This window comes from Curtobacterium sp. MCLR17_007 (assembly GCF_003234655.2).
GTDB lineage: Bacteria > Actinomycetota > Actinomycetes > Actinomycetales > Microbacteriaceae > Curtobacterium.
Genome location: NZ_CP126271.1, coordinates 1,202,498 through 1,227,982, shown reverse-complemented (window position 1 = coordinate 1,227,982; position 25,485 = coordinate 1,202,498). Strand labels below are relative to the sequence as shown.

General features: G+C 71.6%; 25 protein-coding genes. 9 read left to right on the top strand and 16 right to left on the bottom strand.

The window, feature by feature from the left end:
- Window positions 1-51 precede the first annotated feature (51 nt).
- The 7 genes from DEJ13_RS05910 to DEJ13_RS05880 all read right to left on the bottom strand — a co-directional run bounded on the left by DEJ13_RS05910 (window position 52) and on the right by DEJ13_RS05880 (window position 7,377).
- A complete protein-coding gene (locus DEJ13_RS05910) occupies window positions 52-1,281 on the bottom strand; it encodes an ABC transporter permease (protein WP_111107006.1) in 1,230 nt (409 codons plus the stop codon).
- On the bottom strand, window positions 1,278-1,976 hold the full coding sequence (locus DEJ13_RS05905; RefSeq protein WP_111107005.1) for an ABC transporter ATP-binding protein: 699 nt from the start codon (window positions 1,974-1,976) through the stop codon (window positions 1,278-1,280). Before DEJ13_RS05905 ends, DEJ13_RS05910 begins: the two co-directional genes overlap by 4 nt.
- A complete protein-coding gene (locus tag DEJ13_RS05900) occupies window positions 1,973-2,977 on the bottom strand; it encodes an efflux RND transporter periplasmic adaptor subunit (protein ID WP_111107004.1) in 1,005 nt (334 codons plus the stop codon). Before DEJ13_RS05900 ends, DEJ13_RS05905 begins: the two co-directional genes overlap by 4 nt.
- Before the next feature lie 159 nt (window positions 2,978-3,136).
- Window positions 3,137-4,813, bottom strand: a complete 1,677-nt coding sequence (locus DEJ13_RS05895; protein WP_056121757.1) for a ribonuclease J — start codon at window positions 4,811-4,813, stop codon at window positions 3,137-3,139.
- Window positions 4,814-4,860: 47 nt separating this feature from the next.
- Window positions 4,861-5,838: a 4-hydroxy-tetrahydrodipicolinate synthase gene (gene dapA, locus DEJ13_RS05890; RefSeq protein ID WP_056123707.1), complete on the bottom strand. Its 978-nt coding sequence runs from the start codon at window positions 5,836-5,838 to the stop codon at window positions 4,861-4,863.
- Between the two features lie 193 nt (window positions 5,839-6,031).
- Entirely contained in the window at window positions 6,032-6,547 is a 516-nt protein-coding gene (locus DEJ13_RS05885; RefSeq protein WP_111107003.1) for a dihydrofolate reductase, read from the bottom strand.
- Window positions 6,547-7,377, bottom strand: coding sequence for a thymidylate synthase (locus DEJ13_RS05880; protein ID WP_111107002.1), 831 nt, complete (start codon window positions 7,375-7,377; stop codon window positions 6,547-6,549). Before DEJ13_RS05880 ends, DEJ13_RS05885 begins: the two co-directional genes overlap by 1 nt.
- 94 nt (window positions 7,378-7,471) lie before the next feature.
- On the opposite strand from DEJ13_RS05880, the gene DEJ13_RS05875 reads away from it, so the two are divergent.
- Complete coding sequence (locus DEJ13_RS05875) at window positions 7,472-8,383, top strand: TIGR01777 family oxidoreductase (RefSeq protein ID WP_111107001.1); 912 nt, start codon at window positions 7,472-7,474, stop codon at window positions 8,381-8,383.
- 37 nt (window positions 8,384-8,420) lie between these two features.
- Here DEJ13_RS05875 and DEJ13_RS05870 read toward each other — a convergent pair whose 3' ends face one another.
- Both DEJ13_RS05870 and dapB read right to left on the bottom strand, forming a co-directional pair.
- Window positions 8,421-8,864: a tetratricopeptide repeat protein gene (locus tag DEJ13_RS05870; protein WP_502868728.1), complete on the bottom strand. Its 444-nt coding sequence runs from the start codon at window positions 8,862-8,864 to the stop codon at window positions 8,421-8,423.
- 1 nt (window position 8,865) lies between these two features.
- Complete coding sequence (gene dapB, locus DEJ13_RS05865) at window positions 8,866-9,612, bottom strand: 4-hydroxy-tetrahydrodipicolinate reductase (RefSeq protein ID WP_111107051.1); 747 nt, start codon at window positions 9,610-9,612, stop codon at window positions 8,866-8,868.
- Between the two features lie 23 nt (window positions 9,613-9,635).
- Here dapB and DEJ13_RS05860 point away from each other — a divergent pair, with 23 nt between their 5' ends.
- Entirely contained in the window at window positions 9,636-10,142 is a 507-nt protein-coding gene (locus tag DEJ13_RS05860; protein WP_111107000.1) for a GNAT family N-acetyltransferase, read from the top strand.
- A gap of 72 nt (window positions 10,143-10,214) precedes the next feature.
- Here the strand turns inward: DEJ13_RS05860 and DEJ13_RS05855 are convergent, their stop codons facing one another.
- Window positions 10,215-10,817 carry a histidine phosphatase family protein gene (locus DEJ13_RS05855; protein WP_056123718.1) on the bottom strand — a complete coding sequence of 201 codons (603 nt, stop codon included), beginning with the start codon at window positions 10,815-10,817 and terminating at the stop codon, window positions 10,215-10,217.
- Window positions 10,818-10,822: 5 nt separating this feature from the next.
- Window positions 10,823-12,160, bottom strand: coding sequence for a M16 family metallopeptidase (locus DEJ13_RS05850; protein WP_111106999.1), 1,338 nt, complete (start codon window positions 12,158-12,160; stop codon window positions 10,823-10,825).
- A 259-nt stretch (window positions 12,161-12,419) separates the two neighbouring features.
- Between DEJ13_RS05850 and DEJ13_RS05845 the strand changes: the two genes are divergently transcribed.
- The 3 genes from DEJ13_RS05845 (at window position 12,420) to DEJ13_RS05835 (ending at window position 14,845) form a co-directional block, all read left to right on the top strand.
- Window positions 12,420-13,070, top strand: a complete 651-nt coding sequence (locus tag DEJ13_RS05845) for a TetR/AcrR family transcriptional regulator (RefSeq protein ID WP_111106998.1) — start codon at window positions 12,420-12,422, stop codon at window positions 13,068-13,070.
- A 185-nt stretch (window positions 13,071-13,255) separates the two neighbouring features.
- Window positions 13,256-14,221 carry a ferritin-like domain-containing protein gene (locus DEJ13_RS05840; protein WP_111106997.1) on the top strand — a complete coding sequence of 322 codons (966 nt, stop codon included), beginning with the start codon at window positions 13,256-13,258 and terminating at the stop codon, window positions 14,219-14,221.
- A 96-nt stretch (window positions 14,222-14,317) separates the two neighbouring features.
- Entirely contained in the window at window positions 14,318-14,845 is a 528-nt protein-coding gene (locus tag DEJ13_RS05835; RefSeq protein ID WP_111106996.1) for a YbhB/YbcL family Raf kinase inhibitor-like protein, read from the top strand.
- 71 nt (window positions 14,846-14,916) lie between these two features.
- Here the strand turns inward: DEJ13_RS05835 and DEJ13_RS05830 are convergent, their stop codons facing one another.
- A complete protein-coding gene (locus tag DEJ13_RS05830) occupies window positions 14,917-17,190 on the bottom strand; it encodes a polyribonucleotide nucleotidyltransferase (RefSeq protein ID WP_056121772.1) in 2,274 nt (757 codons plus the stop codon).
- Between the two features lie 277 nt (window positions 17,191-17,467).
- Between DEJ13_RS05830 and DEJ13_RS05825 the strand changes: the two genes are divergently transcribed.
- On the top strand, window positions 17,468-18,646 hold the full coding sequence (locus DEJ13_RS05825) for a coiled-coil domain-containing protein (protein WP_111106995.1): 1,179 nt from the start codon (window positions 17,468-17,470) through the stop codon (window positions 18,644-18,646).
- A 142-nt stretch (window positions 18,647-18,788) separates the two neighbouring features.
- Here the strand turns inward: DEJ13_RS05825 and DEJ13_RS05820 are convergent, their stop codons facing one another.
- The 3 genes from DEJ13_RS05820 to DEJ13_RS05810 form a co-directional block, all read right to left on the bottom strand.
- The gene (locus DEJ13_RS05820) at window positions 18,789-19,406 is read right to left on the bottom strand and encodes a CE1759 family FMN reductase (RefSeq protein ID WP_111106994.1); all 618 of its coding nucleotides are present in this window, start codon (window positions 19,404-19,406) and stop codon (window positions 18,789-18,791) included.
- Window positions 19,407-19,545: 139 nt separating this feature from the next.
- The gene (gene rpsO, locus DEJ13_RS05815) at window positions 19,546-19,815 is read right to left on the bottom strand and encodes a 30S ribosomal protein S15 (protein WP_056121778.1); all 270 of its coding nucleotides are present in this window, start codon (window positions 19,813-19,815) and stop codon (window positions 19,546-19,548) included.
- Between the two features lie 125 nt (window positions 19,816-19,940).
- A complete protein-coding gene (locus DEJ13_RS05810) occupies window positions 19,941-20,390 on the bottom strand; it encodes a VanZ family protein (protein WP_056121780.1) in 450 nt (149 codons plus the stop codon).
- Between the two features lie 187 nt (window positions 20,391-20,577).
- Between DEJ13_RS05810 and DEJ13_RS05805 the strand changes: the two genes are divergently transcribed.
- From DEJ13_RS05805 to DEJ13_RS05795, 3 genes are all read left to right on the top strand, one after another.
- Complete coding sequence (locus tag DEJ13_RS05805; protein WP_111106993.1) at window positions 20,578-21,633, top strand: glycoside hydrolase family 6 protein; 1,056 nt, start codon at window positions 20,578-20,580, stop codon at window positions 21,631-21,633.
- Between the two features lie 64 nt (window positions 21,634-21,697).
- Window positions 21,698-22,750 carry a M4 family metallopeptidase gene (locus tag DEJ13_RS05800; RefSeq protein WP_111107050.1) on the top strand — a complete coding sequence of 351 codons (1,053 nt, stop codon included), beginning with the start codon at window positions 21,698-21,700 and terminating at the stop codon, window positions 22,748-22,750.
- A 42-nt stretch (window positions 22,751-22,792) separates the two neighbouring features.
- Window positions 22,793-23,062, top strand: a complete 270-nt coding sequence (locus DEJ13_RS05795) for a protealysin inhibitor emfourin (RefSeq protein ID WP_111106992.1) — start codon at window positions 22,793-22,795, stop codon at window positions 23,060-23,062.
- A gap of 146 nt (window positions 23,063-23,208) precedes the next feature.
- Here the strand turns inward: DEJ13_RS05795 and DEJ13_RS05790 are convergent, their stop codons facing one another.
- On the bottom strand, window positions 23,209-25,452 hold the full coding sequence (locus tag DEJ13_RS05790; protein WP_258374104.1) for a HelD family protein: 2,244 nt from the start codon (window positions 25,450-25,452) through the stop codon (window positions 23,209-23,211).
- Between the last annotated feature and the right edge of the window lie 33 nt (window positions 25,453-25,485).

Genomic DNA, 25,485 nt, shown 5'->3' with positions numbered 1-25,485 from the left:
CAATGCCCGGCAGCCCCGCCGCGCACACGACGGGACTGCCGGGACCGGTCCTCAGTACCGGATGGCGTCGATGACCTTGACGCGGACGGCGACCAGAGCCGGCAGCAGCCCGGCGAGCGCACCGACGGCCACCGCCGCACCGATCCCGACGAGCGCGGCCTCGAGGGGGAACGGCGCTCCCCCGACGTCGGCACCGCTCGTGATCGCCGAACGGACCGTCCCGTTGCTGAGCACCGCGGCGCCGAGCATCACGCCGACCGCGCCGGCGACCGCTGTGCCGAGGACGTTCTCGAGCAGCACGGCGACGAAGACCCGGCCGGCCGTCGCTCCGACACCGCGACGGATGCCGATCTCGCGGATGCGCTGCCGGACGCTCACGAGCGAGACGTTGAGCAACCCGAGACCGCCGAGCACGAGCACCAGGACCGAGACCGCCGCGATGACGTACCGCAGGGGCCCGAGCGGATCGCCGTCGACGGTGCCCGCGGCGTCCATCCGGTCCGCCGAGACCTCCACCGCGCCGCCGGACGCCCGCTCGGCGTCGCTGGCGATCCGCTTCGCGAGCTGCTTCGCGTGGTGGTCGGGCACCCAGACCTCGAACGAGCGGCTGATGCCCATGTCCGGGTCGGCCGTCAGTCCGGTCGACGCGACGGACCGGGCCATCTCGTACATGGACGGCTCGGTGTCGTACTCGCTCGTCACGTACTCGCCGATGACGACGGCGACCGATCCCGGCGTCCCCGGCAACCGGACGGTCGGGTGCGTGACGATGTCCGGGTCGCCGAGGCGCTCGAGGAACGCCCGGTTGACGACGACCGCCGGCGCGAGCCGCCCACGGTCGTCCTCGGTGAACCACGCCCCGGAGGCCATGCGCACCCGGTGCATCTCGGCGTAGTCCGGGTCGACCGTCCTGGTGTACACGTCGGCGACCCCGTCGGGGAACTGGACCTTGCGCGGTCCCTCCATCGCCTCACTGGTCCACCGCACGTCGTAGCGGTCGGCCGCCGCGCGGTACTCGGCGAACAGGGCGTCCTCGTCCGCGACGGCGTCCCCGGTCGACGACGACGCCGTCAGCGAGAACGTCGCGGGACGTCCGCCGTACTGCTCGTTCAGTGCCGCGGTCGCCTTCTCGGCGAGAGCGCCGAAGCCGACCACGACGGCGAGCGAGGCGACGGCGATCGTCACGCCGACCAGGCTGAGGACGACCCGCCCGCGGTGGACCCGCAGTTCCTGCCAGGACTCGACGAACGTCCCGACGATGGTCGTGAGGACCCCGTTCACGCCAGGGCCTCGGCACTCGCGTCGACGACCAGTCCGTGGTCGATCCGGTGCACGACCTCGGCCCGTGCGGCCACCGCGGGGTCGTGCGTGATGGTCACGAGCGCCGCACCGGTCTCGGCGGCGACGGTCTCGAGCAGCGCCATCACGGACCGCCCGGTGTCGACGTCGAGCGCTCCGGTCGGCTCGTCGGCCAGGATCAGCCGCGGGGACCGCACCAGGGCGCGCGCGATCGCCACACGCTGCTGTTCGCCGCCCGACAGCCGGTGCGGCTGCGTGTCGGCACGATCGGCCAGGCCCACGCGGTCGAGCATCTCGGTGGCCAGACGCCGACGCCGCCAGAAGTCGCGGCCGGACGCGTAGAGCAGCGGCACCTCGACGTTCTCGACCGCGGTCCGGCCCTGGAGCAGGTTGAACTGCTGGAACACGAACCCGACGTCGGCGCCCCGGATGCGGTCGCGGCGGACCGACCCGGCGCGACCGACGTCGACCCCGTCGAAACGGTGGTCGCCGTCGGTCGGGGCGTCGAGGAGCCCCAGGATGTTCAGCAGCGTCGACTTGCCCGAGCCCGACCGGCCGACGATGGCGGTCCGGCTGTCGGCGTCGACCGCGAGGTCGATGCCGCGCAGGATCTCGAGCGTCGACCCGTCAGGAAGCACCACGGACTTCCGGAGCCCGCGCACCGAGACCAGGCTCATCCGGACACCACGCTGCCGCCGTCGACGGCGTCGTCGTCGGCCTGCTCCTTGCCGGGGACGAACTGCAGCACCCGGTCGCCCTCGGCCAGACCGGTCTTCACCTCGACCTGCTCGCCGTCGGTGATGCCCAGCTCGACCTCGCGCCGCTCGCGGTCGCCGCTCTTGCCGACGACGGTGACGATCCCCCGCTGGGCGGTCCCCTGCACCGCGGTGGTCGGGAGCGTGAGCACACCCTCGGCCTTGCCCGCCGGCACGGCCATCGTGACCTCGAGTCCGGGGAAGACGGTGACGTCACCCGGGACGTCGCACTCGAGCTGCGTGCCGCCGGTCGTGGCGTCCGATGCGCTGCCGTCCTGCGAGGCGTCGTCGTCCGCAGCGCCGTCGCCGGACGGAGCGCTGGTGAGCGAGAGGTTCGTGCAGGTGAACGGCGCCGGGCCGTCCTTGACCGTGACCGTGGCCTCGGACGGACGGTCGACGAGCCGGTAGAGCTGCGCCGCCTGCAGGGTCGCACTCGCCCGGTAGGACTCGGGTGCCACCCGGGCGACCACGGTGCCGATCTCGACCGGCTGCTTCTCGACCAGGTCGAGCCCGGACACCGTGCCGGCCGCCGGTGCCGTGACCGTCGAGAACGTGACCTTCGGCGGCAGGGCGCTGCCGTCCTCGGTGACGCCCTCGACAGGGGTCTCGACGCGCACGTCGAGGACGGCGGCCCCCTGCTCGACGTGCGCGCCGTCGGCGACGAAGACCCGGTTCACCGCACCCGCGACCGTCGCACGCACCGGGGTGGACGCGACGGAGCGGATCGTGCCCTTCGCCTCGACGTCGTTGCTGATGTCGCCCGTCGTGACGGTGACGACCGGGTCCGTGATCTGCCCGGTCGGGACGGTGTCGGCTTCGGGCGGCGTCGCCGCGAAGAAGGCGAGCCGGACGAGCGCCACCGCGACCGCGGCGAACACGAGGAACTTGAGGCCGGGCCACACCCAGCGGCGGAGGACGTTCACACCGAAATGCTAGTGTCCGGCATCCCAGCCAGGATCATTCCTGAGGATGAGACCAGGTGGCCGGTCGGACGGACCGGTGCACGGAACACGCCCAGGAGGCCCGGTGCGCGTCCGTGACGGACGTGCACCGGGCCTCCTGGTCGGCTCTGCGCGTCGGCGCTACGCCTCGATGATCACCGGGACGATCATCGGGCGGCGACGGTGCTTGGTGTTGACCCACCGGCCGACGGTGCGGCGGACGACCTGGCTGAACGCGTGCGCGTCCCGGGTGCCGTTGCCGGCCGCGTCGGCGAGCGCGCGCGCGATCTGCGGACGGACGTCGTCGAAGACGGAGTCGTCCTCGGCGAAGCCGCGGGACTGGATCTCCGGGCCGATGACGCACTGGCCGGTCGCGAAGTCGACGGCGCAGAACACCGAGATGAAGCCCTCTTCGGCGAGGACGCGACGGTCCTTGAGGTCGGCGTCGGTGATCTCGCCGACGGTGGACCCGTCGACGTAGACGTAGCCGATGTCGAGCTGCCCGGCGACGTTCACGACGCCGTCCTTCAGGTCGACGACGATGCCGTCCTGGCCGAGGATGACGTTGCGCGGCGGCACACCGGTCTGGATCGCCAGGTCGGCGTTCGCGTACAGGTGGCGCTGCTCGCCGTGCACGGGCAGGACGTTGCGCGGGCGCAGGATGTTGTAGCAGTACAGGAGCTCGCCGGCCGATGCGTGCCCGGAGACGTGCACCTTCGCGTTGCCCTTGTGCACGACCTTCGCGCCGAGCTTGGTCAGCCCGTCGATCACGCGGTAGACGGCGTTCTCGTTGCCCGGGATGAGCGAGGACGCCAGGATGACGGTGTCGCCCTCGCCGATCTCGATCTGGTGCTCGAGGTTCGCCATGCGTGCCAGGACCGCCATCGGCTCGCCCTGCGACCCGGTCGACATGTAGACGATCTGGTCGTCCGGGACGTTCTTGGCCTTCTTGGTGTCGATGAGCACGTTCTCCGGCACCCGCAGGTACCCGAGGTCGGCAGCGATCGTCATGTTGCGGATCATCGACCGGCCCATGAACGCGACCTTGCGGTTGGCGGCGGCCGCGGCGTCGAGGACCTGCTGCACTCGGTGCACGTGCGACGAGAAGCTCGCGACGACCACCTTCTTGCGGGCGCGCATGATGATGTTCTCGAGGACCGGACCGATGTCGCGCTCCGGAGCGGTGAAGCCCGGCACGTCGGCGTTGGTGGAGTCCGGCAGGAACAGGTCGACGCCGGCCTCGCCCAGGCGTGCGAACGCGCGGAGGTCGGTGATGCGGTCGTCGAGCGGCAGCTGGTCCATCTTGAAGTCACCGGTGTGCAGCACACGGCCCGCGGGGGTCGTGATGGCGACGGCGAGGGCGTCCGGGATGGAGTGGTTCACCGCGACGAACTCGAGGTGGAACGGGCCGATCTGCTCGGTCTGGTCCTCGGCGACGACCAGCGTGTACGGCTTGATCCGGTGTTCCTTGAGCTTCGCCTCGACCAGCGCCAGGGTCAGCGTGGAGCCGATCAGCGGGATGTCGCCACGGAGCTTGAGCAGGTACGGCACGGCGCCGATGTGGTCCTCGTGGCCGTGGGTGAGCACGACGCCGAGGACGTCGTCCAGGCGGTCCCGGATCGGCGCGAAGTCGGGCAGGATCAGGTCGACGCCCGGCTGGTGCTCCTCGGGGAACAGCACGCCGGCGTCGACGATGAGGAGCTTGCCCTCGTACTCGTAGACGGTCATGTTGCGACCGATCTCACCGAGGCCACCGATCGGGATGACGCGGAGGGTGCCCGGCTCGAGGGGCTGGGGTTCGGAGACTTGCGTGGGCATTCGGTCCTGACTGCTTTGGCGACGCGCGTCCTGCGCGCCGCGGTCGATCAACGGGTGGTGCCTGGCACCTTCGGAAGCGCACCGCCGGCGGCCGCGTTGCGGTCCGGGCGGAAGTTCGAGAAGTCGGCGCCGGGGATGCCGTGCACCGCTTCGAGGGAGGTCTCGATGGCGTAGGCCTCGGAGTCCTCGGGGCCGACGAGCGGCAGACGGACGCGCGGGCTGCCGATGCGGCCGAGCCCGTGCAGGATGTACTTCGCCGCGACGGTGCCCGGCACGTGGGTCATCACGGCGCGGACCAGCGGCTCGATGCGCTGGTGCTCGCGGGTCGCCGTGGCCAGGTCGCCGGCGTTCACCGCGTCGACGATCGTGCGGTACGGCGTGCTCGTGACGTTCGCGGTGACGCCGATCAGGCCGGTCGCCCCGATCGACAGGTGCGGGAGCACGTTCGTGTCGTCACCGGAGAAGTACATGAGGTCGGTGTTGTTGAGGACGCGGGAGACCTCGGCGAAGTCGCCCTTGGCGTCCTTCACCGCGAGGATGTTCGGGTGCTTGGACGCACGCACGATCGTTTCGTACGTGATCGGGATGCCCGTGCGACCCGGGATGTCGTAGAGGATGACCGGCAGGTCGGTGGCGTCGGCGATCATCCGGAAGTGGGTGAGCACGCCCGCCTGGGTCGGCTTGTTGTAGTACGGCGTGACGATCATCACGCCGTCGGCGCCGGCCCGCTCGCTCTGCTTGTAGAGGTGGATGGCGTGCGCGGTCTCGTTCGAGCCACCGCCCGTGATGATCTTCGCGCGACCGGCCGCGACGGACTTGCCGACCTCGACCAGACGGAGCTTCTCCGGGTCGGTCAGGGTCGAGGTCTCGCCCGTGGTGCCGGTGACGACGATGCCGTCCGCCCCGGCCGTGATGCAGTCGTCGATGTGCTGCTCGACGCCCGGCCAGTCCACTTCGCCGTCGGCGGTGAACGGGGTCACGAGGGCGACGAGCACCTGGCCGAAGGGGTTCTCACGCGGGGACACGGCGTCCAGCGTACCGGGGATGGGCGACACGCAGGCCGTCCGCGTGGACGGTGGGCGGACAGGAGGCCCGGTGCGGCCCCGGTGCACCGGTCGCGCCCGCCGGTTCGCAGCTGCTGCGAACCGCCTTCCGGACACGGAACCGTGAACGAGCGAGGTGCCGTGTCCGCGAGGCGGTGCTGTGTCGGGCTCGACGCTACGAGCGGCGGCGCCACTCGACGAAGCGGTAGCGGACGCCGCCGTTCCGTGACTGATGCCAGTCGCCGTCGTCGACGCGCTGCCAGCCGTCGTCGAGCGTCGGCGCGACCGTGTCGCCGTCGACCTGCACGTCGATGACCGTCTCGGAGACCCGGTCGGCGAAGGGCAGTGCCGCCGCGTAGACCTGACCACCGCCGATCACCCACACGGGTTCGTCCGTGTCGAGCGCGGTCGCCAGGTCGTGCACGGGCACGGCGCCCTCGGCCGTCCAGGCCGGGTCGCGCGTGAGCACCACGTTGCGCCGCCCGGGGAGGGGCCGGAAGCGCGGCGGGAGCGAGTCCCAGGTGCGGCGCCCCATCACGACGGTCGCGCTGCCGGTGACCTGGCGGAAGTGGGCGAGGTCCTCGGGGACGTGCCACGGCATCCCGCCGTCGGCGCCGATCACGCCGTCGGTCGACCGGGCCCACACCATGCCGACGCCCCGGATGGACTCGGACCATGCGGCGTCGGACATCAGACCGCGACCGCGCCCGAGATCGCCGGGTGGTGGTGGTAGCCGACCACGGTGAAGTCGTCGTACTCGTAGTCGTCGATCGAGTCGCGCGGCGCGAGCTCGAGCGTGGGCAGCGGGTACGGCGTGCGGGAGAGCTGCTCCTCGACCTGCTCGACGTGGTTGTCGTAGACGTGGCAGTCGCCGCCGGTCCACACGAAGTCGCCGACCTGCAGGCCCGTCTGCGCCGCGATCATGTGGGTGAGCAGCGCGTACGAGGCGATGTTGAAGGGCACGCCGAGGAACATGTCCGCGCTGCGCTGGTAGAGCTGGCACGAGAGCTTGCCGTCGTTGACGTGGAACTGGAAGAACGCGTGGCACGGGGCGAGCGCCATGTCCGGGATGTCCGCGACGTTCCACGCCGAGACGATCAGGCGACGGGAGTCCGGGTTCGTGCGGATCTGGTCGATGACCTGGGCGATCTGGTCGATGTGCTCGCCGGAGGGCGTCGGCCATGAGCGCCACTGCACGCCGTAGACGGGTCCGAGGTCACCGGACGCGTCCGCCCACTCGTTCCAGATCCGGACGCCGTGCTCCTGCAGCCAGGTGGCGTTGCCGTCGCCGCGCAGGAACCACAGCAGCTCGTACGCGATCGACTTGAAGTGCACCCGCTTGGTGGTGATGAGCGGGAAGCCCTGCGACAGGTCGAACCGCAGCTGCGCACCGAACAGGCTGCGCGTCCCCGTGCCGGTGCGGTCCCCCTTGGGGGCGCCCTCGGTCAGGACGCGGCGCAGCAGGTCCTCGTAGGGGGTGGCAACGGTGGCGTCGGGCTGGACGGCCTGGGTGTCAGTCACGCCTCCGAGCCTAAACGCCACCACCGTCGCCGGCGACCCGTCACACCGGGGCGGCATCGGGCCTCCCGTCAGTGTCCTGAGTAGCCTTGCCCGCATGACCGATCAGCCGCTCTCGATCCTGGTCGCCGGCGCGTCCGGCTTCATCGGGACCCCCCTGGTCCGCGCCCTGCGTGACGCCGGACACCACGTCTCGACCCTGGTGCGGCGCGAGCCGCAATCCCCCACCGAGTTCCGCTGGGCCCCCGGCAGTCGGCCGCTCGACCCGGCCGTCCTGGACGGCGCGGACGTCGTCGTGAACCTGGCCGGTGCGAACATCGGCAAGCTGCCGTGGACCGAGCAGTACAAGCGGGAGATCCTCGACTCGCGACTCGGCGCCACCGGCACCCTGGTCGAGGCGATGCGGCAGGCCGGCACCCCGCCCCGCCTGTTCCTGTCCGGGTCGGCGTCCGGGGTGTACGGCGACCGTCCGGCGGACGTGCTGCAGGACGACGCGGCGCCCGGTCGGGGGTTCCTGGCCGACGTGACGACGAAGTGGGAAGCGGCCGCACAGCAGGCGCCCGAGGGCGTCCGCGTGGTCCTGCTCCGGACCGGCATCGTGATCGGGAAGGGCGGCGGTGCGCTTGCGCCCGTCCTGCCGCTCACGCGGTTCGGGCTCGGCAGCCGACTCGGCACCGGCGGCCAGTACTGGCCGTGGATCGCGCTCGAGGACGAGGTCGGCGCCGTCGTGCACCTGGCGACCGCCGCTCACGACGTCAGCGGCCCGGTGAACCTTGCCGGCCCGGTGCCCGCCGTCTCGGACCGCATCACACGGCGCGTCGCCGAGGACCTGCACCGCCCCTACCTGTTCCGCGTGCCCGAGTTCGCGCTGCGTGCCCTGCTGCGCGAGGCGGCCGACGAGATGCTCCTGTCCAACCAGCAGATGGTGCCGACGAAGTTGCTCGAGTCGGGGTACGTCTTCCGCCACGCCCGCGCCGAGGACGCCGTCGACGCCGTGCTGTCGCGCTAGCCGGCCACGCGGGCGCGGGGTCGGTCACCGGCCGCGGCTACCGAGCGTGCGACAGTGCCGTGCGCATGGCCGACCGCGCTCGCTTCCGGTCGCCGGCCGCGTCGTAGACGACGCCGAGCCGGTACCAGGCGCGCCAGTCGTCGGGCGATGCCTCGACCGCCGCGCGGTACCGCGGGAAGAGCTCGTCCGCCGCCGCGCGGGTCGGGCGACCCGACGGACGGACCTCGACGACGTCGTCCGGCGTGCCGCCCTCGTGTTCGAGCCGGGCGCCGAGCCGCGTGATGCGCAGCCCGAACCGGAACTCGAGCACGAGCAGCAGTGCCCCGATCAGGGCGATCACGATCAGCGCGACACCGATCGCGACTCCGATGGCGAGTCCGGTCGCGATGAAGGCCACCGCCCGTGCGCCGATCAACACGATGTAGACCAGCAACAGCACCGCCATCAGGGCCGCACCCCAGAACGGCGAGCGGATCCCCACGTCAGCCGATCCCGAGCACGGTGCCGAGGCCGACGGACAGGCCCCGCAACGCGCCGACGGCCGACAGCGCCGCGCGGATGCCCGGCGCGTACGCGGTGTCGTCGGTGGTGTCGTGCCGGATCGTCAGGGTCTCGCCCGGCCCGCTCAGCACCACGTCCTGCACGGCCGTGACGCCGGGCAGCCGCAGCGAGTGGATCGGCACGCTCGCCACCTGCTGCCCGCGCGCACGCTGGTCGACGTGCGGCGCGTCGACCGGCCCGACCTCGCGCCGGGCCTCGGAGATGAGTTCGGCCGTGCGGACCGCGGTGCCCGACGGCGAGTCGATCTTGCCCGCGTGGTGCGTCTCGATGATCTCGATCGCGGGGAACCACGGCGCTGCGATCGTCGCCAGGTGCGTGCCGACCACGGAACCGATCGAGAAGTTCGGCACGACCAGGACACCCTGGTCGGGGCGGTCGGCGAGGGCGGTCCGCAGGGTGGCGAGCCGCGACGCCGACCAACCGGACGTGCCGACCAGCACGTTGGCGCCGCTCTCCAGCGCGTTCGCGACGATGGCCGGGCTGAGGGCCGGGACCGTCACGTCGATGACGACCGCCGCGCCGTTGAACACCGTCGGGTCCGGCTCGTGCGCACCGTCCTTCGACGACAGCCGTGCGACGAGTTCGAAGTCGGGCAGTTCCTCGACCACGGCGGCGACGAGGCCCCCGAGACGACCGGTGGCGCCGACGACGGCGACGGGAGTGACCATGCGCTCCATCCTAGGATCGACCCATGACCACCGATCGCACGCCGGTCACCGTCCGCATCGTGCCCGGCGACCTGCCCGAGGTCGACGCCCTGCTCGAGGCCTACCTCGACGAGCGCGAGGCGACGTTCCCGAGCGCGCAGGGGTCGTACTCGCGGAAGCGCACGCCGGCCGAGCAGTTCACCCCGCCGCGCGGTGTGTTCGTCCTGGCCCACGACGGCGACGAGCCCGTGGGGTGCGGCGGGCTCCGCCGGATCGCGGACGACGGCACCGACGTCCGGTTCGAGGTCAAGCACGTCTTCGTCACCCCGTCCGGCCGGGGGCGCGGGGTCGCGACGGCCATGATGGACGAGCTCGAACGCGCGGGCGCGGCACTCGGTGCGACCGCGATCGTCCTCGACACGAACGACTCGCTGGTCGCCGCGGGGGCGATGTACCGCGGCCGGGGCTACGAGCGGGTCGAGCCCTTCAACGACAACCCGAACGCCACCGCCTGGTACCGCAAGCGGGTCATGCCGGACGCGTCCGTCTGACGGACTGGAGGCGCGGGGCGGGCCCGACCCGCGCCTCCAGTCCGACGGTCCGACGGTCCGGTGCGCTCCTTGTCAGAGCGGCTGCTCGACCGGCAGGCCGGTCCGGAGCTCGACCGGCAGGTGCGCCGTGTCGTTGAGCGTGACGAGCTCGGCGGGCTTGGCCGAGCGGATCCGGATCACGGTCAGCGCGGTGTGGGCGACGTTCGTCCCCATCCAGCGCCACTCGGGTGCCTGGAAGACCTCGCGGACGAACCAGCCGATCACCGCGTTGTGCGTGATGATCAGGTCGTGCCGGTCCTGGATGGACGGGGTGAACCACTCGGCGACCGCGTCACCCATCTGCGCCTGCCCGGCGACGATCTCCTCGTCGGTGATCCCGCCGTAGAACTTCTTGTAGGCGGTCGGCATGTCCGGTGTGGGGCCCGACGGGATGCAGTCGAACAGCAGGGTCGAGGGCTCGGGCTGGATCGCGGGGAGGCGCTGCGCCAGGAACGACGCGGTCTCGCTGGGCGCTTCGAGCGGGGAGTGCCAGACGCCGTCGAACGGCACGCCGCCCAGGCGGTCGGCGATCAGCATCGACTGCCGCTTGCCGCGTTCCGAGAGCTTGCCGTCACGGAGTCCGTGCTCGGCGTCCTGGTGTTCGCCGTGCCGGACGAGGTAGAGGTAGTGCGACATCTCCGTCATCGACCGCCGATGCCGATCGCCGTCTCGAGCGCGGCGCGCTCGACGTCCCCGACGACGGCGGTGACGGTGGGCCGGGTGAGCAGGTCGCGGGCGAGTTCGAGCACGTCGGCCGTGGTGACCTGGTCGACGCGTTCGAGCGCCGTGTCGAGGTCGGTGAACTCCCCGGTCCCGAGCTCGGCACGCCCCAGCCGGGTCATGCGGGCGTCCGCGTCCTCGAGGGACAGCGTCACAGCACCCTCGATCTGGCCCTTCGCGCGCCGCAGTTCGTCCTCGGTGATGCCGTCGTCGACCATCTTGCGGAACTCGGCGTCGATGATGTCGATCACCCCGGCGACGTTGTCCGGCGCACACCCGGCGTAGACACCGAACGCGCCGTTGTCCAGGTAGGCCGGCGCGAAGGACGACACCGCGTAGGCCAGACCACGGCGTTCGCGGACCTCTTGGAACAGGCGTGAACTCATCCCCCCGCCGAGCACCGCGTTGAGCACGCTGAGCACGGGTCGGCGGTCGTCACGCAGGTCGATGCCCTGCGAGCCGCGCAGCATGCTGACCTGTTCGGTGGGGCGGTGCACGACGGTGAGTCGCTCCTGGGCACGGTCGGCCACGGGCTGGGCGGTGCGCCGTGCCACCGGACGGGCCTTCGGGCTGCCGGTGAACACCGCTTCCACCAGCGCGCAGAAGGCGTCGTGGTCGACGGCACCGGCGGCCGTGATGACCAGGCCGCTCGGAGCGTAGTGCTCGGCGTAGTGCGCCATCACCTCGTCGCGCTGGACGGCGCGGATGCTCTCCGGCGTGCCGCCGATCGGTCGACCGAGGGCGTGGCCGTCGAAGGCCGATGCGAAGAAGGCCTCGCCCGCCAGGTCGGCCGGGTCGTCCGCGGCCATCGCGAGCTCCTCGAGGATGACGCCGCGCTCGATGTCGAACGCCGCGGGTTCGAGGACCGAGTTCGTCACCATGTCACCGATCACCTGGACGGCCATCGGGACGTCGGTGTCGCGGACCCGGGCGTAGTAGCAGGTGTACTCCTTGGCCGTCGCCGCGTTGTGCTCACCGCCGACGGAGTCGAACGCAACGGCGATGTCGAGCGCGCTGCGCGTGGTCGTGCCCTTGAACAGCAGGTGTTCGAGGAAGTGCGTCGAGCCGAACTGGCCGTCGCGTTCGTCGCGGGAACCGACCCCGACCCAGTACCCGATGCTCGTCGAGTGGGATGCCGGCACCGCCTCGGTCAGCACGCGCACGCCCGAGGGCAGGACGGTTCGGCGGACGAAGGATCCCCCGGACGTCAGGAACGACGTGTCCGGGGCCTCGAGGGGCAACGGCACTGGGTGGTTCATCGCGGTCGAGCCTACTGATGTCCCAGGGCCTCCCATCCAGATTGACCACGGCATGGGGAGCACCCTCGGACGACCCTCGAAGTGGGGTACATGTTCTGAGGACAGACGGACTCGTCTGTCTGTCCTCCTTGTGTTACATTGGGTGCACCGGATCGGCAGCCCCCCTAGATACCGATCCGGTGGCTCGGGACATCAGTCCTCGGCGGAACGAGTCCCCCCACTCGTCCGCGGAGCCGATGACCCCAAGGAGAGCCACGCTGTGACGGTCGATTCCCCCCAACCGGCCGTCCGGCGTCTCCTTGGCCCGAGCGTTCCGGCCTCCGCGTCGTCGGACGGGTCGAGCCTCCCCCCGGCTCCCCGCTCCGGCGGCGCGAAGGTCCGGATCCTCGAGACCGCGTCCCGGTTGTTCTACGACGAGGGCATCCACGGGGTCGGCGTCGATCGCCTCATCTCCGAGGCGAGCGTCACGAAGGCGACGTTCTACAAGCACTACGGGTCGAAGGACAACCTGATCCTGGCGTACGTGAACACGCAGCACGAACGCGTCCAGCAGCGCTTCGAGCAGGTCGTCGGCGACGCCGGCGATCCGCAGTCCGCGGTCCGCGCCTGGGTCGCGTCGCTCGTCGCCGACGTCAACGACCCGGCCTTCCGCGGTTGTGCGTTCCTCAATGCCGCCGCCGAGTACCACGACCCGCGCGACCCCGTCCGCCAGGTCGTCGCCATGCACCGCGACTGGTACACCGAGCGCCTCGCTGACCTGCTGCAGGAAGCCGGTCACCCGATGGCCGGCGACGGTGCCGACGAGCTCATGCTCGCGCGCGACGGTGCGATGTCGGGCGCCTACGCCGGCGACGCCATCGCCGCGACGGCCGCGCTGCAGCGCGTTGCCGACCGCGTCCTCGCCGGCTGACGACCTGCCCCGCTCCTCGGACACCGGACGACGCCGACCGATTTGCGCGCTGCCCCTCGTGGCGTCCCCCTTCCGGGGGTAGCTTGACCCGCACGAACGGCCATCCCGCCGTCCGTGACCCGACCGGCCTGCTTCCCTGCCGTGCCGACCGGGCCCCGTGCAGCCAGCACGTCTCGAGGACACCGATGTTCGACAACGCCTTCATCCGTCATGCCGTCGACCGCAGCGCTGAGAACGCGCTCGACCGACGCCGCTTCTTCGCAGCCGCCGGGGTCGCCGGCGCTTCCGCCGGCATCGCCGCGCTCGGCTCGTCGGTGGTCTCCGCCGACCGGGCTTCCGCCTCACCCGCCGAGGACGGTGCCGTCTCCGACGCCGCCATCCTCAACTTCGCCCTCAACCTGGAGTACCTCGAGGCGGAGTTCTACCTGCGCGCCGTGTTCGGCACGGGCCTGACCGACAGCATGATCACCGGCATCGACCCCCAGGGGCCGGTCGTCGGCGGCAGCAAGGTGCCGTTCAAGACCGCCGCAATCCGTGGGATCGCGACCGAGATCGCCAACGACGAGCGCGCGCACGTGGCGTTCCTGCGTTCGGCGCTCGGTGGTGCGGTCGTCTCGCGGCCGAAGATCGACTTCACGAACGCCTTCACCGCAGCCGCCCGGGCCGCGGGTGTGGTCGGACCGACGGGGACCTTCGACCCCTTCGCCAGCGAGGAGAACTTCCTGCTCGGCGCCTACGTGTTCGAGGACGTCGGGGTCACCGCCTACAAGGGCGCGGCTCCCCTGATCTACAACAAGACGTACCTCAGCGCAGCGGCGGGCATCCTGGCCGTCGAGGCGTACCACGCGGGCATCATCCGCTCGAAGCTGTTCGACAAGGGCCTGCAGGTGCCGGCGAACAAGATCTCCGACGCCCGCGACTCGCTCGACGGGCCGACCGACGACGACCAGGGCATCACGACGTCGACCGGTGCGGTGAACTTCGTCCCGACCGACGCCAACTCGCTGGCGTACGGCCGTACCGCGGAGCGCGTGCTCAACATCGTGTTCCTCACGCCGAACCAGATCGACAAGGGCGGCTTCTTCCCCGAGGGCGTCAACGGCGCGATCGTGGCGAGCGGCAACCCCGGGAGCGCCACCGGCCCGGCCTGATCGGTCAGCACCTGAACGACGGGAGGCGCGGTGCCAGTCGGCACCGCGCCTCTCGTCTCCCGGCCACCACCCGGGCATCGGTGGTTGCCTGGGTGCATGGCCAACGACCCGCTCTGGCGCCTCCCCGAGGTGCCCACCTTCACCCTGACCAGCCCCGACTTCACCGACGGCGGCGTGCTGCCCACCTCGGCGCGCGGCTCCGACGTCGGCGGCGAGGACCGCTCGCCCGCGCTCGAGTGGTCCGGCGCTCCCGAGGGCACGCAGAGCTACGTGCTCACCGCGTACGACCCCGACGCCCCCACCGGCTCGGGCTTCTGGCACTGGAGCCTGACGGACCTGCCGGCCGCGACGACGTCGCTGCCCGCCGGTGCCGGCACCGACGACGCCCTGCTGCCGGCCGAGGCCCTCCGCCGGCGCAACGAGTACGGGACCGACACATTCCTCGGCGCCGCTCCCCCGGCCGGACACGGCGAACACCGGTACTTCTTCACGCTGAGCGCCCTCGACGTCCCCGTGCTCGAGGTCCCGGCCGACGCCACCCCGGCGGTCGTCGGCTTCATGCTGCGCGAGCACCTCGTCGGGCGCGCACAGCTCATGGGCACGCAGGAGACCCCCGCCTCCTGACCCGCCCGGACATGCGGAACGGCCGCCGCCCCGAGGGGCGACGGCCGTTCGTGCAGTCAGGCGAGGGGTGTTCAGCCCTCGGCCGGCGCCTCGGCGTGCGACGCGTGGTCGTCACGGCCGTCGGTGTCGACCTCGTCCGCCACGACCGGCGCGAGCGAGAGCTTGCCGCGGTCGTCGACCTTGGTGACCTCGACCAGGATCTTCTGGCCGACGCCGAGCACGTCCTCGACGTTCTCCACACGCTTGCCACCGGCGAGCTTGCGGACCTCGGAGACGTGGAGCAGACCGTCGCGGCCCGGCAGCAGCGACACGAAGGCGCCGAAGGTGGCGATCTTCACGACGGTACCGAGGAACTGGTCCCCGATCTCCGGGTTGGTCGGGTTCGCGATCGCGTTGACCTGCGCACGCGCGGCCTCGGCGGACGGACCGTCCACGGCACCGATGTAGACCGTGCCGTCGTCCTCGATCGAGATGTCGGCACCGGTGGTGTCCTGGATGCCGTTGATCGTCTTGCCCTTCGGGCCGATCAGCTCGCCGATCTTGTCGACGGGGATCTGCACCGAGATGACACGCGGGGCGGTGTCTGCCATCTCGTCGGGAGCGTCGATCGCCTCGTTCAGCACGCCGAGGATGGCCGAGCGGGCCTCCTTCGCCTGCTTCAGTGCGGCGTCGAGCACGGACGACGGGATGCCGTCGAGCTTGGTGTCGAGCTGGATGGCGGTGACGAACTCGGAGGTACCGGCGACCTTGAAGTCCATGTCACCCAGCGCGTCCTCGGCACCGAGGATGTCGGTCAGCGCCGCGTAGCGGGTCTGACCGTCGACGGTGTCGGAGACCAGGCCCATGGCGATGCCGGCGACGGGCGCCTTGAGCGGCACACCGGCGTTCAGCAGCGACAGCGTCGAGGCGCAGACGGAGCCCATCGAGGTCGAGCCGTTCGAGCTGAGCGCCTCGGAGACCTGACGGATGGCGTACGGGAACTCCTCGCGCGACGGCAGCACCGGCACGAGTGCGCGCTCGGCCAGGAAGCCGTGCCCGATCTCGCGACGCTTCGGCGAACCCACGCGGCCGGTCTCACCGGTCGAGTAGGGCGGGAAGTTGTAGTGGTGCAGGTAGCGCTTCTTCGTGACGGGCGACAGCGAGTCGATCTGCTGCTCCATCTTGAGCATGTTCAGCGTGGTGACGCCCAGGATCTGGGTCTCACCGCGCTGGAACACCGCGGAACCGTGGACGCGCGGGATCACGGCGACCTCGGCGTCGAGCGGGCGGATGTCGGCGAGGCCGCGGCCGTCCATGCGGACCTGCTCGGTCAGGATGCGGCCGCGGACGACCTTCTTCGTGACCGACTTGTACGCGGCGCTGACCTGGCTGTTCGCGACCTCGGGCAGCGTGCCCGCGGCGACCTGCTCGGCGATGGCGGCCTTGACGCGGGACTTCAGCGCGTCGTCGGCGTCCTGGCGCTCGGTCTTGGCGGCGATCTTGTAGACGTCGCCGAGCTCGGACAGGGCGAGGGACTCGACGGCCGAGTAGACCTCGGGTGCGTACGGCGGGAAGACCGGGAAGTCCTGGATCTCCTTGGCCGACTGCGCGGCGAGCTTCGCCTGTGCCTCGACGAGGGACTTGAGGAACGGCTTCGCTGCCTCGAGGCCCTGGGCGACGACGGCCTCGTCGGGCTTGGTGGCGCCGCCCTGGATGAGGTCCCAGCTGTGCTCGGTGGCCTCGGCCTCGACCATCATGATCGCGACGTCCTCGTTGCCGGCGTCGTCCGTGACGACACGGCCGGCGACGGTGAGGTCGAAGACGGCCTCGGCGAGCTGCGAGGCCTTCGGGAACGCGACCCACTGGTCGCCGATGAGCGCGAGGCGCACGCCGGCGATCGGGCCGGAGAACGGCAGACCGGAGATCTGCGTCGACGCGGACGCGGCGTTGATCGCCAGCGCGTCGTAGAACTCGTCCGGAGCGATGCTCAGGACGGTGATGACGATCTGGACCTCGTTGCGCAGGCCGTCGACGAACGACGGACGCAGCGGCCGGTCGATCAGACGGCAGACGAGGATCGCCTCGGTCGACGGGCGACCTTCACGGCGGAAGAACGAGCCGGGGATCTTGCCGGCGGCGTACGAGCGCTCCTCGACGTCGACCGTGAGCGGGAAGAAGTCGAAGCCCTCGCGCGGGTGCTTGCCGGCGCTGGTGGCCGACAGCAGCATGGTCTCTTCGTCCAGGTACGCGGCGACGGCACCCTGTGCCTGCTGCGCGAGACGACCGGTCTCGAACCGGACCGTCCTGGTGCCGAAGCGACCGTTGTCGATGATCGCTTCAGCGAACTTGATCTCGGGACCCTCCAAGAGGATGCCTCCTTGTGTTCTTGATGCAGCAGACCCGGCCTCGGGCACACGCGTGCACGTGCGCTCCACGACGCGGAACGCATGTCTGGCCAGCAGTAGAAACAGTCGGGACGCCTCGGCCCGCATGCCACCACCGATGACCAGCTTCGTGCCGGTCTGCGTGCGATGTTGTGTGTCGTCACGGGAAACGGTCCCCGGACGACCCGACTTTAGCAGTCGGCGGTGAATCGACGGCGAGGCTCGTGGCGAACGGGCGTGTCCTCGTTAGCCTGACCGCATGCGTCGAAGCCATTCCGGACGCGCGTTCGTCGCGGCCGCCGTCGTCCTCGGTGCGCTCGTCGTCCCCGTCGTCACCGCCACGCCCGCCAGCGCCACCGACTACCCGACGTGGCAGGACGTCCAGGCGGCGAAGGGCAACGAGCAGGCCAAGCAAGCCGAAGTCGCGAAGGTGCAGGACGCACTCAGGGCGGTGCAGGCCGACGCCGCGGCCAAGTCGCAGACCGCGCTCGACGCATCAGCCAAGGCCGACCAGGCCGATGCCGAACTGGGCGAAGCCACCCAGACCGCCACGAGCCTCCAGGCCCAGGCCGACCAGGCTGCGCAGACCGCGCAGCGGGCGCAGACGCGGGCCGGCCAGCTGGCCGCGAACCTGTACCGCGACGGCTCGACCAACCAGATGACCACGAAGATCGCGACGGCGAAGGACCCCGACGAGCTGCTCTACCAACTCGGCGCGATGGACCAGCTGACGACCACGTGGACCAGTGTCCTCGACGATGCATCGGTCGCTGCCGGGACCGCGTCGTCGCTGCACGACCAGGCCACCCGGGCCGAGGCGGAGCGCGCGCGGCTGGCCCAGGCTGCCGAGGACCGCGCGGCAGCGGCGACGTCCGCCCAGGCGAAGGCCGATGCCGCCGTCGCCTCGACGAAGGACCACAGCGACGAGCTGTACGCGCAGCTGGCGTCGCTCAAGGACACGACGGCGAAGGCCGAGCAGCAGTACGCCGTGGGTCAGGCGGTCGCTGCGCAGGCTGCGGCGCAGGCCCGGGCAGCGCAGGCAGCAGCAGCGGCTGCAGCAGCCGCGCCGACGGGTGCGGCCGCGTCCTCCGGCGACTCGTACCCCAGCACCGGTGGCGTGACGGTTGATCCGGACGCGGCGAAGGCCTACGCCCGCAGCGTCCTCGGCAACTACGGCTGGGGCGACGACCAGTACGGCTGCCTGGTGTCGCTCTGGACGCAGGAGTCCGGGTGGCGCGCGAACGCCCTGAACGCCTCGAGTGGTGCGTACGGCATCCCGCAGGCGCTGCCGGCGAACAAGCTGTCCGCCGCGGGCGCCGACTGGCGGACGAACCAGGACACGCAGATCAACTGGGGCCTGTCCTACATCAAGTCGAGCTACGGCACCCCGTGCGGTGCCTGGAACCACGAGATGAGCGTCAACCCGCACTGGTACTGAGCGGCGGGTGGGCGCCGAGCACCGTTCGAGGTTGGTCGGCCTGCCGGGGCAGTGCGAGGTTGGTCGCCACGTGCGAACAACCATGGGCGCACCAACCCGCCAAGCGGGCACCAGGCGCGAACCGCGGCGTGCGGTACCCGGCCTAGTGGCCGAGTCCGCCGAGCAGGCTCGCGAAGTCGGGGACCTCGGGCAGCGCGTCCGCCTGCTGCGGGACCCGACGGGAGGCCCCGATCGCCCACGCCAGGTCGGCGCCGGCCCGGCGGATGCGTCCGTCCAGTGCCGCCTGGTCGCCCTGGGCTCCCCAGTCGTCGGTCGCGGCGAAGACCCCGGTGGGCACGACGGCAGCGCGCAGGTAGGCGAAGACCGGACGCATGGCGTGCTCGATCGCGAGCGAGTGCCGCGCGGTGCCACCCGTCGCCGCGAGCAGGACCGGCATGTCCACCAGGGCGTCCTTGTCCATGACGTCGAGGAAGGACTTCGCCAGGCCGCTCATCCCCGCGGTGAAGACGGGCGAGACGAAGACCAGTGCGTCCGCCTCGACGACCGTCGCCGTCGCGGCGGCCAACGCGGGCGCCTGGAACCCGGTGAGCATCGCGTCGACCACCTCGTGTGCCAACGGACGCAGGTCGATGTGCGCCACCTGCACCGGGCCTCCCTGCTGTCCGATGGCGGTGACGGCGGACTCGGCGAGCCGGTCCGCGAGCAGGCGGGTCGACGACGGCTCGGAGAGCCCGGCGGAGACGACGGCGATGGTGGTCATGATGCGATCCGATCTTTCAATGCGTTTGCATGAACATCGTACCGAACCGGGGCTGCGACGCAACCATTCCCGGGAACGGAGAACGCCCCGGTCCTCGCGAGGAGGGCCGGGGCGTTCGGTCGAGCGTGTCGGTCGAGGACTAGCGACGCAGGCCGAGGCGCTCGATGAGCGCACGGTAACGGCTGATGTCGACGTCGGAGAGGTAGCCGAGGAGACGGCGACGCTGGCCGACCATGAGGAGCAGACCACGACGCGAGTGGTGATCGTGCTTGTGCTCCTTGAGGTGCTCGTTCAGGTCGTTGATGCGACGCGTCAGAACGGCGACCTGGACCTCGGGGGATCCGGTGTCGCCCGGGTGGGTCGCGTACTCTTCGATGATCTCCTGCTTGACCTGTGCGTCAAGTGCCATGGTGATCCCCTCTCTGTCCTCGATGAGGACGGTGTCCGTTGCGCGGTGCCCATGCCTGATGCATGAGCGCTCTTTGTCCGCGGCCGTTCGACGGCAACCTGGAGACTCTACCAGAGGGACGGGCGTCAGACGGTCCGCGCGCGGAGACTGCGCCGTCGCGGGGGCGCCGGCAACAGGCTGCGGACGAGCCCCACGAGCGTCGCCCCGAGCAGGCCGCCCAGTCCGTTCGACAGCACGTCGCGCGGGTCGGCCACGCGGTAGGGCAGCAGCTCTGCCTGGGCGAGTTCGATGCCCGCCGACAACGCGACGGCGACGACCGCGGCGACGAACCACCAGCGACGCGGCAGCCACATCGCGGCGATCGCCCCGACGGGGACGAACATGCCGATGTTGGCGAGGAACTCCGTCCGCTCGTAGGTCAGCCACGAGCCGCCGGGCAGCTGCTGCGCCCAGGAGAGCGCGTGCAGCACGAGCCGGTTCTCGGCGTCGCTGAAGACATGCGGCGTCAACGTCATCCGCCAGATCACCCAGGCGTACGCCGCCGTCACGGCGAGCAGGAGGAGTTTGCGGAGCATCCGGACAGTGTGGGGTGCCGGGCTGCGCGGGACCTGGAGCGCTCCTGAGCGACACCGGCACCGGACCTGTGCGAACGCCCGCGCGGGCTGGCCTCGGACCGGGTCGGGATGGAAGCATGGGCACCGGGCGGGACAGGGCCGCCCGGCAGCGCCGACGGAGCACGGTCAGACCAGGGAGGACCGCTCGATGCCGGACCACAGATCAGGGACCCCGACACCCGCGCGCCGCACGAGTGCCGCTCGCCAGTGGCTGTGGATCGGCAGCGCGGCGGTCGTCGTGGTGGCGGTGGTGGCCGCGGTCGCACTCTGGCTGCCCACCCGCGCCACCGGCCCCGACGGGCGCCACGTCGTCGAGCGCAGGACACCGGCCGAGGTCTTCCCCGGTGGCCTGGCACGACAGCCGTCCAGCGACAACCAGCCCGGCCGCTTCGCCGCGTCCGCGCGGGCCGAGGGCCAGGACCGCACGGCCGACCGCCTCGCCGAGATCGCCGACCAGCCGATCGCGACCTGGCTGACGAACCCCTCCGTCACGGCCACGCGTGAGACCGTGCACCGGGTGGTGGCGAACGCCCGGACCCAGGACAAGACGCCGGTGTTCGTGCTCTACGCCGTGCCCGACCGCGACTGCGGCAGCTACTCCAAGGGCGGCACCACGCGTTCCGAGTACGTCCCCTGGGTGCGGTCGGCGGTCCGCGCGATGGCGGGGTCGCACGCCGTGGTGCTCGTCGAGCCCGACGCGATCGCGCAGATCCAGAACTGCGAGCGGCTGTCCGACTCGCGGCTCCCCCTGCTGCGGAAGGCCGTCGACGCCCTGACCGGCCACGGCCTCACCGTCTACCTCGACGGCGGCAACGAGAACCGCGTGCCCACCGACACGATGGCACGCTGGCTGCAGCAGGCGGGCATCGACCGGACCCAGGGGTTCTTCACGAACGTGTCGAACTTCTACCGCGTCGACCAGGAGCGCACCTACGCCGACCGCCTCGCCGATGCCGTCGGCGGCGACCCGCACTTCGTCATCGACGTCTCGCGCAACGGGCAGGGCTGGAAGGGCACGTGGTGCAACCCGTCCGGCGCCGGCCTCGGCCAGGACCCGCACGTCGCGGCGGGGTCGTCACGGTTGGACGCGCTGCTCTGGGTGAAGACCCCCGGCCTCAGCGACGGCACCTGCAACGGCGGCCCGGCCGCCGGCCAGTGGTGGGAGTCGTACGCGCTCGCGCTGGTCGCCAACCGCCGCGACTGACGGGAGACAGACAGGAGGCCCCACCCGGCTGCCGATGTCGGTGCACGGGGGTTGCATGGTCACCATGACCGCCGACCAGCTCCGATCCGTCGTCCCGCCGTACCTGCTGCGCGCCATCGCCGACGCGCCGTCCGACGCGTTCCCCCGTGCCACCCCGGCGGCGCGTTCCGCGCTCGCCACCCTCGACCTCGTCCAGGCGCCCAAGCACGAGCCCCGACTCGGCGTCGCCCCGTCGGTCACCACGCCCGACCGGTCCCCGCAGCGCAGCATCTCCGACGCGCACGGCACGACCACGCTCCCCGGAGACCTGGTCCGCGCCGAGGGCGCACCCGACACCGGCGACGCGGCCGTGGACGAGGCCTACGCGGGCCTCGGCGCGACGCACGCGTTCTGGCTCGACGTGTTCGGGCGCGTGTCCATCGACGGCGCCGGGCTCCCCCTCGACGCCAGCGTCCACTACGGACAGGACTACGACAACGCCTACTGGGACGGCAGCCGCATGGTGTTCGGCGACGGGGACGGCGAGGTCTTCAACCGCTTCACGATCGCGCTCGACGTCATCGGCCACGAACTCACCCACGGCGTGACGCAGTACACCGCCGACCTGACGTACCAGGGACAGTCGGGCGCGCTCAACGAGTCGATCAGCGACGTCTTCGGCTCCCTGGTCGCGCAGTACACCGCCGGGCAGAGTGCCGACCAGGCGACCTGGCTCATCGGCGAGGGGCTGTTCACGCCCGCGGTGCACGGGGTCGCGCTGCGCTCCATGCGGGCTCCGGGCACCGCCTACGACGACCCGGTGCTCGGCAAGGACCCGCAGCCCGGCACCATGGCCGGCTACGTCGAGACGACCGAGGACTCGGGCGGGGTGCACACGAACTCCGGCATCCCGAACCACGCCTTCTTCCTGGCGGCCACCACCATCGGTGGCAACGCGTGGCAGGGCGCTGGCGCGGTGTGGTGGGACGCGCTGACCTCGTCCGCGGTCACCGCGTCGATCGACTTCGCCGGCTTCGCCACCGCGACGGTCGACGCCGCGGACGCCCGCTTCGGTGCGGGGTCGACCCAGTCGGCAGCCGTCAGCGGCGCATGGCGGACGGTCGGGGTGCTGTCCTGACCGTGCACCGCTCCCGGTGACCGGTCGGCGTAGGTTCGACGCATGCAGATCGTCGTCCGTCGCACCGGTGGGATCGCCGGCCTGTCCCGGGCCTGGCGCATCGACACCGATGCGTGCGCCGACCCCGAGGACTGGGCCGCGCTGGTCGACGGACTCCCCCGCACGCCGCCGGAGCGTCCGCAGCAGATGCGCGACGACTTCGAATGGACCATCACCGTCGCGAGCACCACGATCCGCGTGCCGGGCAGCCAGCTCGACGGGGCGTGGGCCGTGCTCGTGCAGCGGGTGCGCACCGAGGGCGAGCCCGCCTGACGGCCGTGGGCCGGGCCTCCCGTCCGGCCACGCCATCACGGCTCTCCGCGTGAACGGACCGCACCCCCGTGCAGGCATCGCGCCCCGGTGTGACCGGGCGCGATGTCCGTCACGGGGTGCGACCTGCACCCGATCCGGTGGAACGGTCAGTCGACGTCGATGACCGTCAGGCGGCGGGTCGGGCGGGTCATCGCCACGTACACCGCGGCGGCGGCCCGCGCCGCGTCGGCGCCGACGCCGTCCGGGTCGACCAGCAGCACGCCGTCGAACTCCAGGCCCTTCGCGTCCGCGCCGGTCAGCACCGTGACGGAACCCGGCCGGGGTGAACCCAGCGTCCGCACGTCAGCCTCCGTGGCGGCGAGGCGCTGACGGACGACGTCGACCTGGCTGTCCGGGACGATGACGCCGGTGGTGCCGGAGCCGATGTGCTCCCGCTCGGCGCGGACCGTGGCGGCGATCGTGTCGAGCACCTCGGCGCGTGCGACCCGCAAGCGGACGACCGGGTCCCCGTCGCGCACGGCCTGGTTCGCGGTCACGGTCAGGCCCGCCGCGGCGGCGAACTCCCCCGCAGCCTGCACGATGGAGCGCGGGGTGCGGTAGTTCACCGTGAGCTCCTCGACGCGGTGGTCGAGCGGGACCTGCGGCGCGCGGCCGCGTCGGCGTCGGGCAAGCGCGCCGATGACGTCGTCCCACGTCCGGGCGGCACCGGGTGAGGACCCCTGCGCCATGTCACCGACGATCGTGAACGAGCGCAGCGGGTTGCGGCGGGCCAGGACGCGCCACTGCATCGGCGAGAGCTCCTGCGCCTCGTCGACGACGATGTGGCCGTAGGTCCACTCGCGGTCCTCGGCGGCACGTTCGGCGGTCGTGCGGGGGTCGCCGCCCTCGGCGAACGCGCCCGCCACCTGTTCGGCGGAGACGATGCCCTCGACCCCCATGTTCTCGATCGCCTGGCGGGCGTTCTCGATGTCGCGGTTGCGGCTGGCCTTCGCCTGGCGCTTGGCGGCACCGCCGGTCGGGTCGAACGTGCCGAGGAGCTCGGCGGCCTCGTCGAGCAGGGGGACGTCCTCGACCGTGAAGCCCGCGCCGCGGTCGCGTGCGAGCAGGGCACGACGCTCCGGCGACCAGTTCGGCGTGAGCGAAGCGAGCCAGTTGGGCCGCGCGAAGAGGTCCTCGAGCAGCTTCTCCGCCGGCAGCGGCAGCCACGCGGTGTTGAGCAGCACCCGGGCGTCGTAGGACGAGCGGATGTCCTCGCGCAGCACCTTGAGGTCGGCGTCGTCGACGGTCGTGCCGCGCTCGCGGAGCTGGTCGGCGAGCAGCTTGACCATCGCGTCGAGCGCGGACTTGTTGAACGTGACGCGAGCGACGTTGTGCGGCTTGCCGCGGTCCTGTGCCCGGTGCATCGCGTCGGCCACGAGTTGCGGCGGGACCACGAGCCGCTCGCCCTCGACGTCGAGCGTGGTGGGCTCGGTGGGGACGACCTGGCGCGACCGGACGGCCCGCCGCAGGAGGTCGGCCATCTCGGCCGAGCCCTTGACCGCCGCGACGTCGCGACGGTCGTGCGTCGAGGTCCGTACGCCCGGGTACAGCGACCCGAGGGCGGCCATGACGACGCCGGTCTCACCGAGCGACGGGAGCACCTGCTCGATGTAGGTCAGGAAGGCCGGGGACGGACCGACGACCAGCACACCGGACCCCCGTAGTCGTTCGCGGTACGAGTACAGCAGGTACGCGGCGCGGTGCAGCGCGACGGCGGTCTTGCCGGTGCCCGGGCCACCCTGCACGATCAGGACGCCCTCGAGCGGCGAGCGGATGATGCGGTCCTGCTCGCCCTGGATCGTCGCGACGATGTCGGTCATCCGCCCGGTGCGCTCGGCGGTCACGGCCGCGAGGAGGGCGCCCTCGCCCTGCAGGTGGGTGCGCTCGTCGTCGTACAGCGTGGCGTCGAAGACCTCGTCCTCGACACCGACGACGCTGCGGCCCTCGAGCGACAGGTGCCGCCGGGCGCGCATGCCCATCGGGTGGGCCGCGGTGGCCTGGTAGAAGGCACTGGCACCCGGCACGCGCCAGTCGAGCAGCAGCGGTCGGTGCTCGACGTCGCGCAGGCCGACGCGGCCGATGTAGCGGAAAGCGCTCTCGCCGGCGGACGGGTCGGCGACCTCGAGTCGGCCGAACACGAGCCGGTCGCCGACGCGCTCGAGCGTCTGGATTGTGTCCTCGTAGAGCTTCGCGAAGGCGTCGCGCTCGCTGCGGCTCTGGTGGTTCCCGCCGACCGCCTGACGTCGGGTCTCGGCGAGGCGCTGCTCGGCCTCGGCGCTCAGTTCGTCGAGCCGGGCGAAGAGCCCGTCGACGTACTCGCGCTCGCGGTCGATCTCGGTCGGTTCGGACACACGCAACCCTTCGGGACAGGGGTATCCAGTGTA

Bases quoted from the DNA above. Each gene is read 5' to 3' on its own strand.
- DEJ13_RS05905 (WP_111107005.1), bottom strand. From the start codon at position 1,976: ATGAGCCTGGTCTCGGTGCGCGGGCTCCGGAAGTCCGTGGTGCTTCCT.
- DEJ13_RS05895 (WP_056121757.1), bottom strand. From the start codon at position 4,813: ATGCCCACGCAAGTCTCCGAACCCCAGCCCCTCGAGCCGGGCACCCTC.
- DEJ13_RS05885 (WP_111107003.1), bottom strand. From the start codon at position 6,547: ATGTCCGACGCCGCATGGTCCGAGTCCATCCGGGGCGTCGGCATGGTG.
- DEJ13_RS05875 (WP_111107001.1), top strand. From the start codon at position 7,472: ATGACCGATCAGCCGCTCTCGATCCTGGTCGCCGGCGCGTCCGGCTTC.
- dapB (WP_111107051.1), bottom strand. From the start codon at position 9,612: ATGGTCACTCCCGTCGCCGTCGTCGGCGCCACCGGTCGTCTCGGGGGC.
- DEJ13_RS05860 (WP_111107000.1), top strand. From the start codon at position 9,636: ATGACCACCGATCGCACGCCGGTCACCGTCCGCATCGTGCCCGGCGAC.
- DEJ13_RS05855 (WP_056123718.1), bottom strand. From the start codon at position 10,817: ATGTCGCACTACCTCTACCTCGTCCGGCACGGCGAACACCAGGACGCC.
- DEJ13_RS05850 (WP_111106999.1), bottom strand. From the start codon at position 12,160: ATGAACCACCCAGTGCCGTTGCCCCTCGAGGCCCCGGACACGTCGTTC.
- DEJ13_RS05840 (WP_111106997.1), top strand. From the start codon at position 13,256: ATGTTCGACAACGCCTTCATCCGTCATGCCGTCGACCGCAGCGCTGAG.
- DEJ13_RS05835 (WP_111106996.1), top strand. From the start codon at position 14,318: ATGGCCAACGACCCGCTCTGGCGCCTCCCCGAGGTGCCCACCTTCACC.
- DEJ13_RS05825 (WP_111106995.1), top strand. From the start codon at position 17,468: ATGCGTCGAAGCCATTCCGGACGCGCGTTCGTCGCGGCCGCCGTCGTC.
- DEJ13_RS05820 (WP_111106994.1), bottom strand. From the start codon at position 19,406: ATGACCACCATCGCCGTCGTCTCCGCCGGGCTCTCCGAGCCGTCGTCG.
- rpsO (WP_056121778.1), bottom strand. From the start codon at position 19,815: ATGGCACTTGACGCACAGGTCAAGCAGGAGATCATCGAAGAGTACGCG.
- DEJ13_RS05810 (WP_056121780.1), bottom strand. From the start codon at position 20,390: ATGCTCCGCAAACTCCTCCTGCTCGCCGTGACGGCGGCGTACGCCTGG.
- DEJ13_RS05805 (WP_111106993.1), top strand. From the start codon at position 20,578: ATGCCGGACCACAGATCAGGGACCCCGACACCCGCGCGCCGCACGAGT.
- DEJ13_RS05800 (WP_111107050.1), top strand. From the start codon at position 21,698: ATGACCGCCGACCAGCTCCGATCCGTCGTCCCGCCGTACCTGCTGCGC.
- DEJ13_RS05795 (WP_111106992.1), top strand. From the start codon at position 22,793: ATGCAGATCGTCGTCCGTCGCACCGGTGGGATCGCCGGCCTGTCCCGG.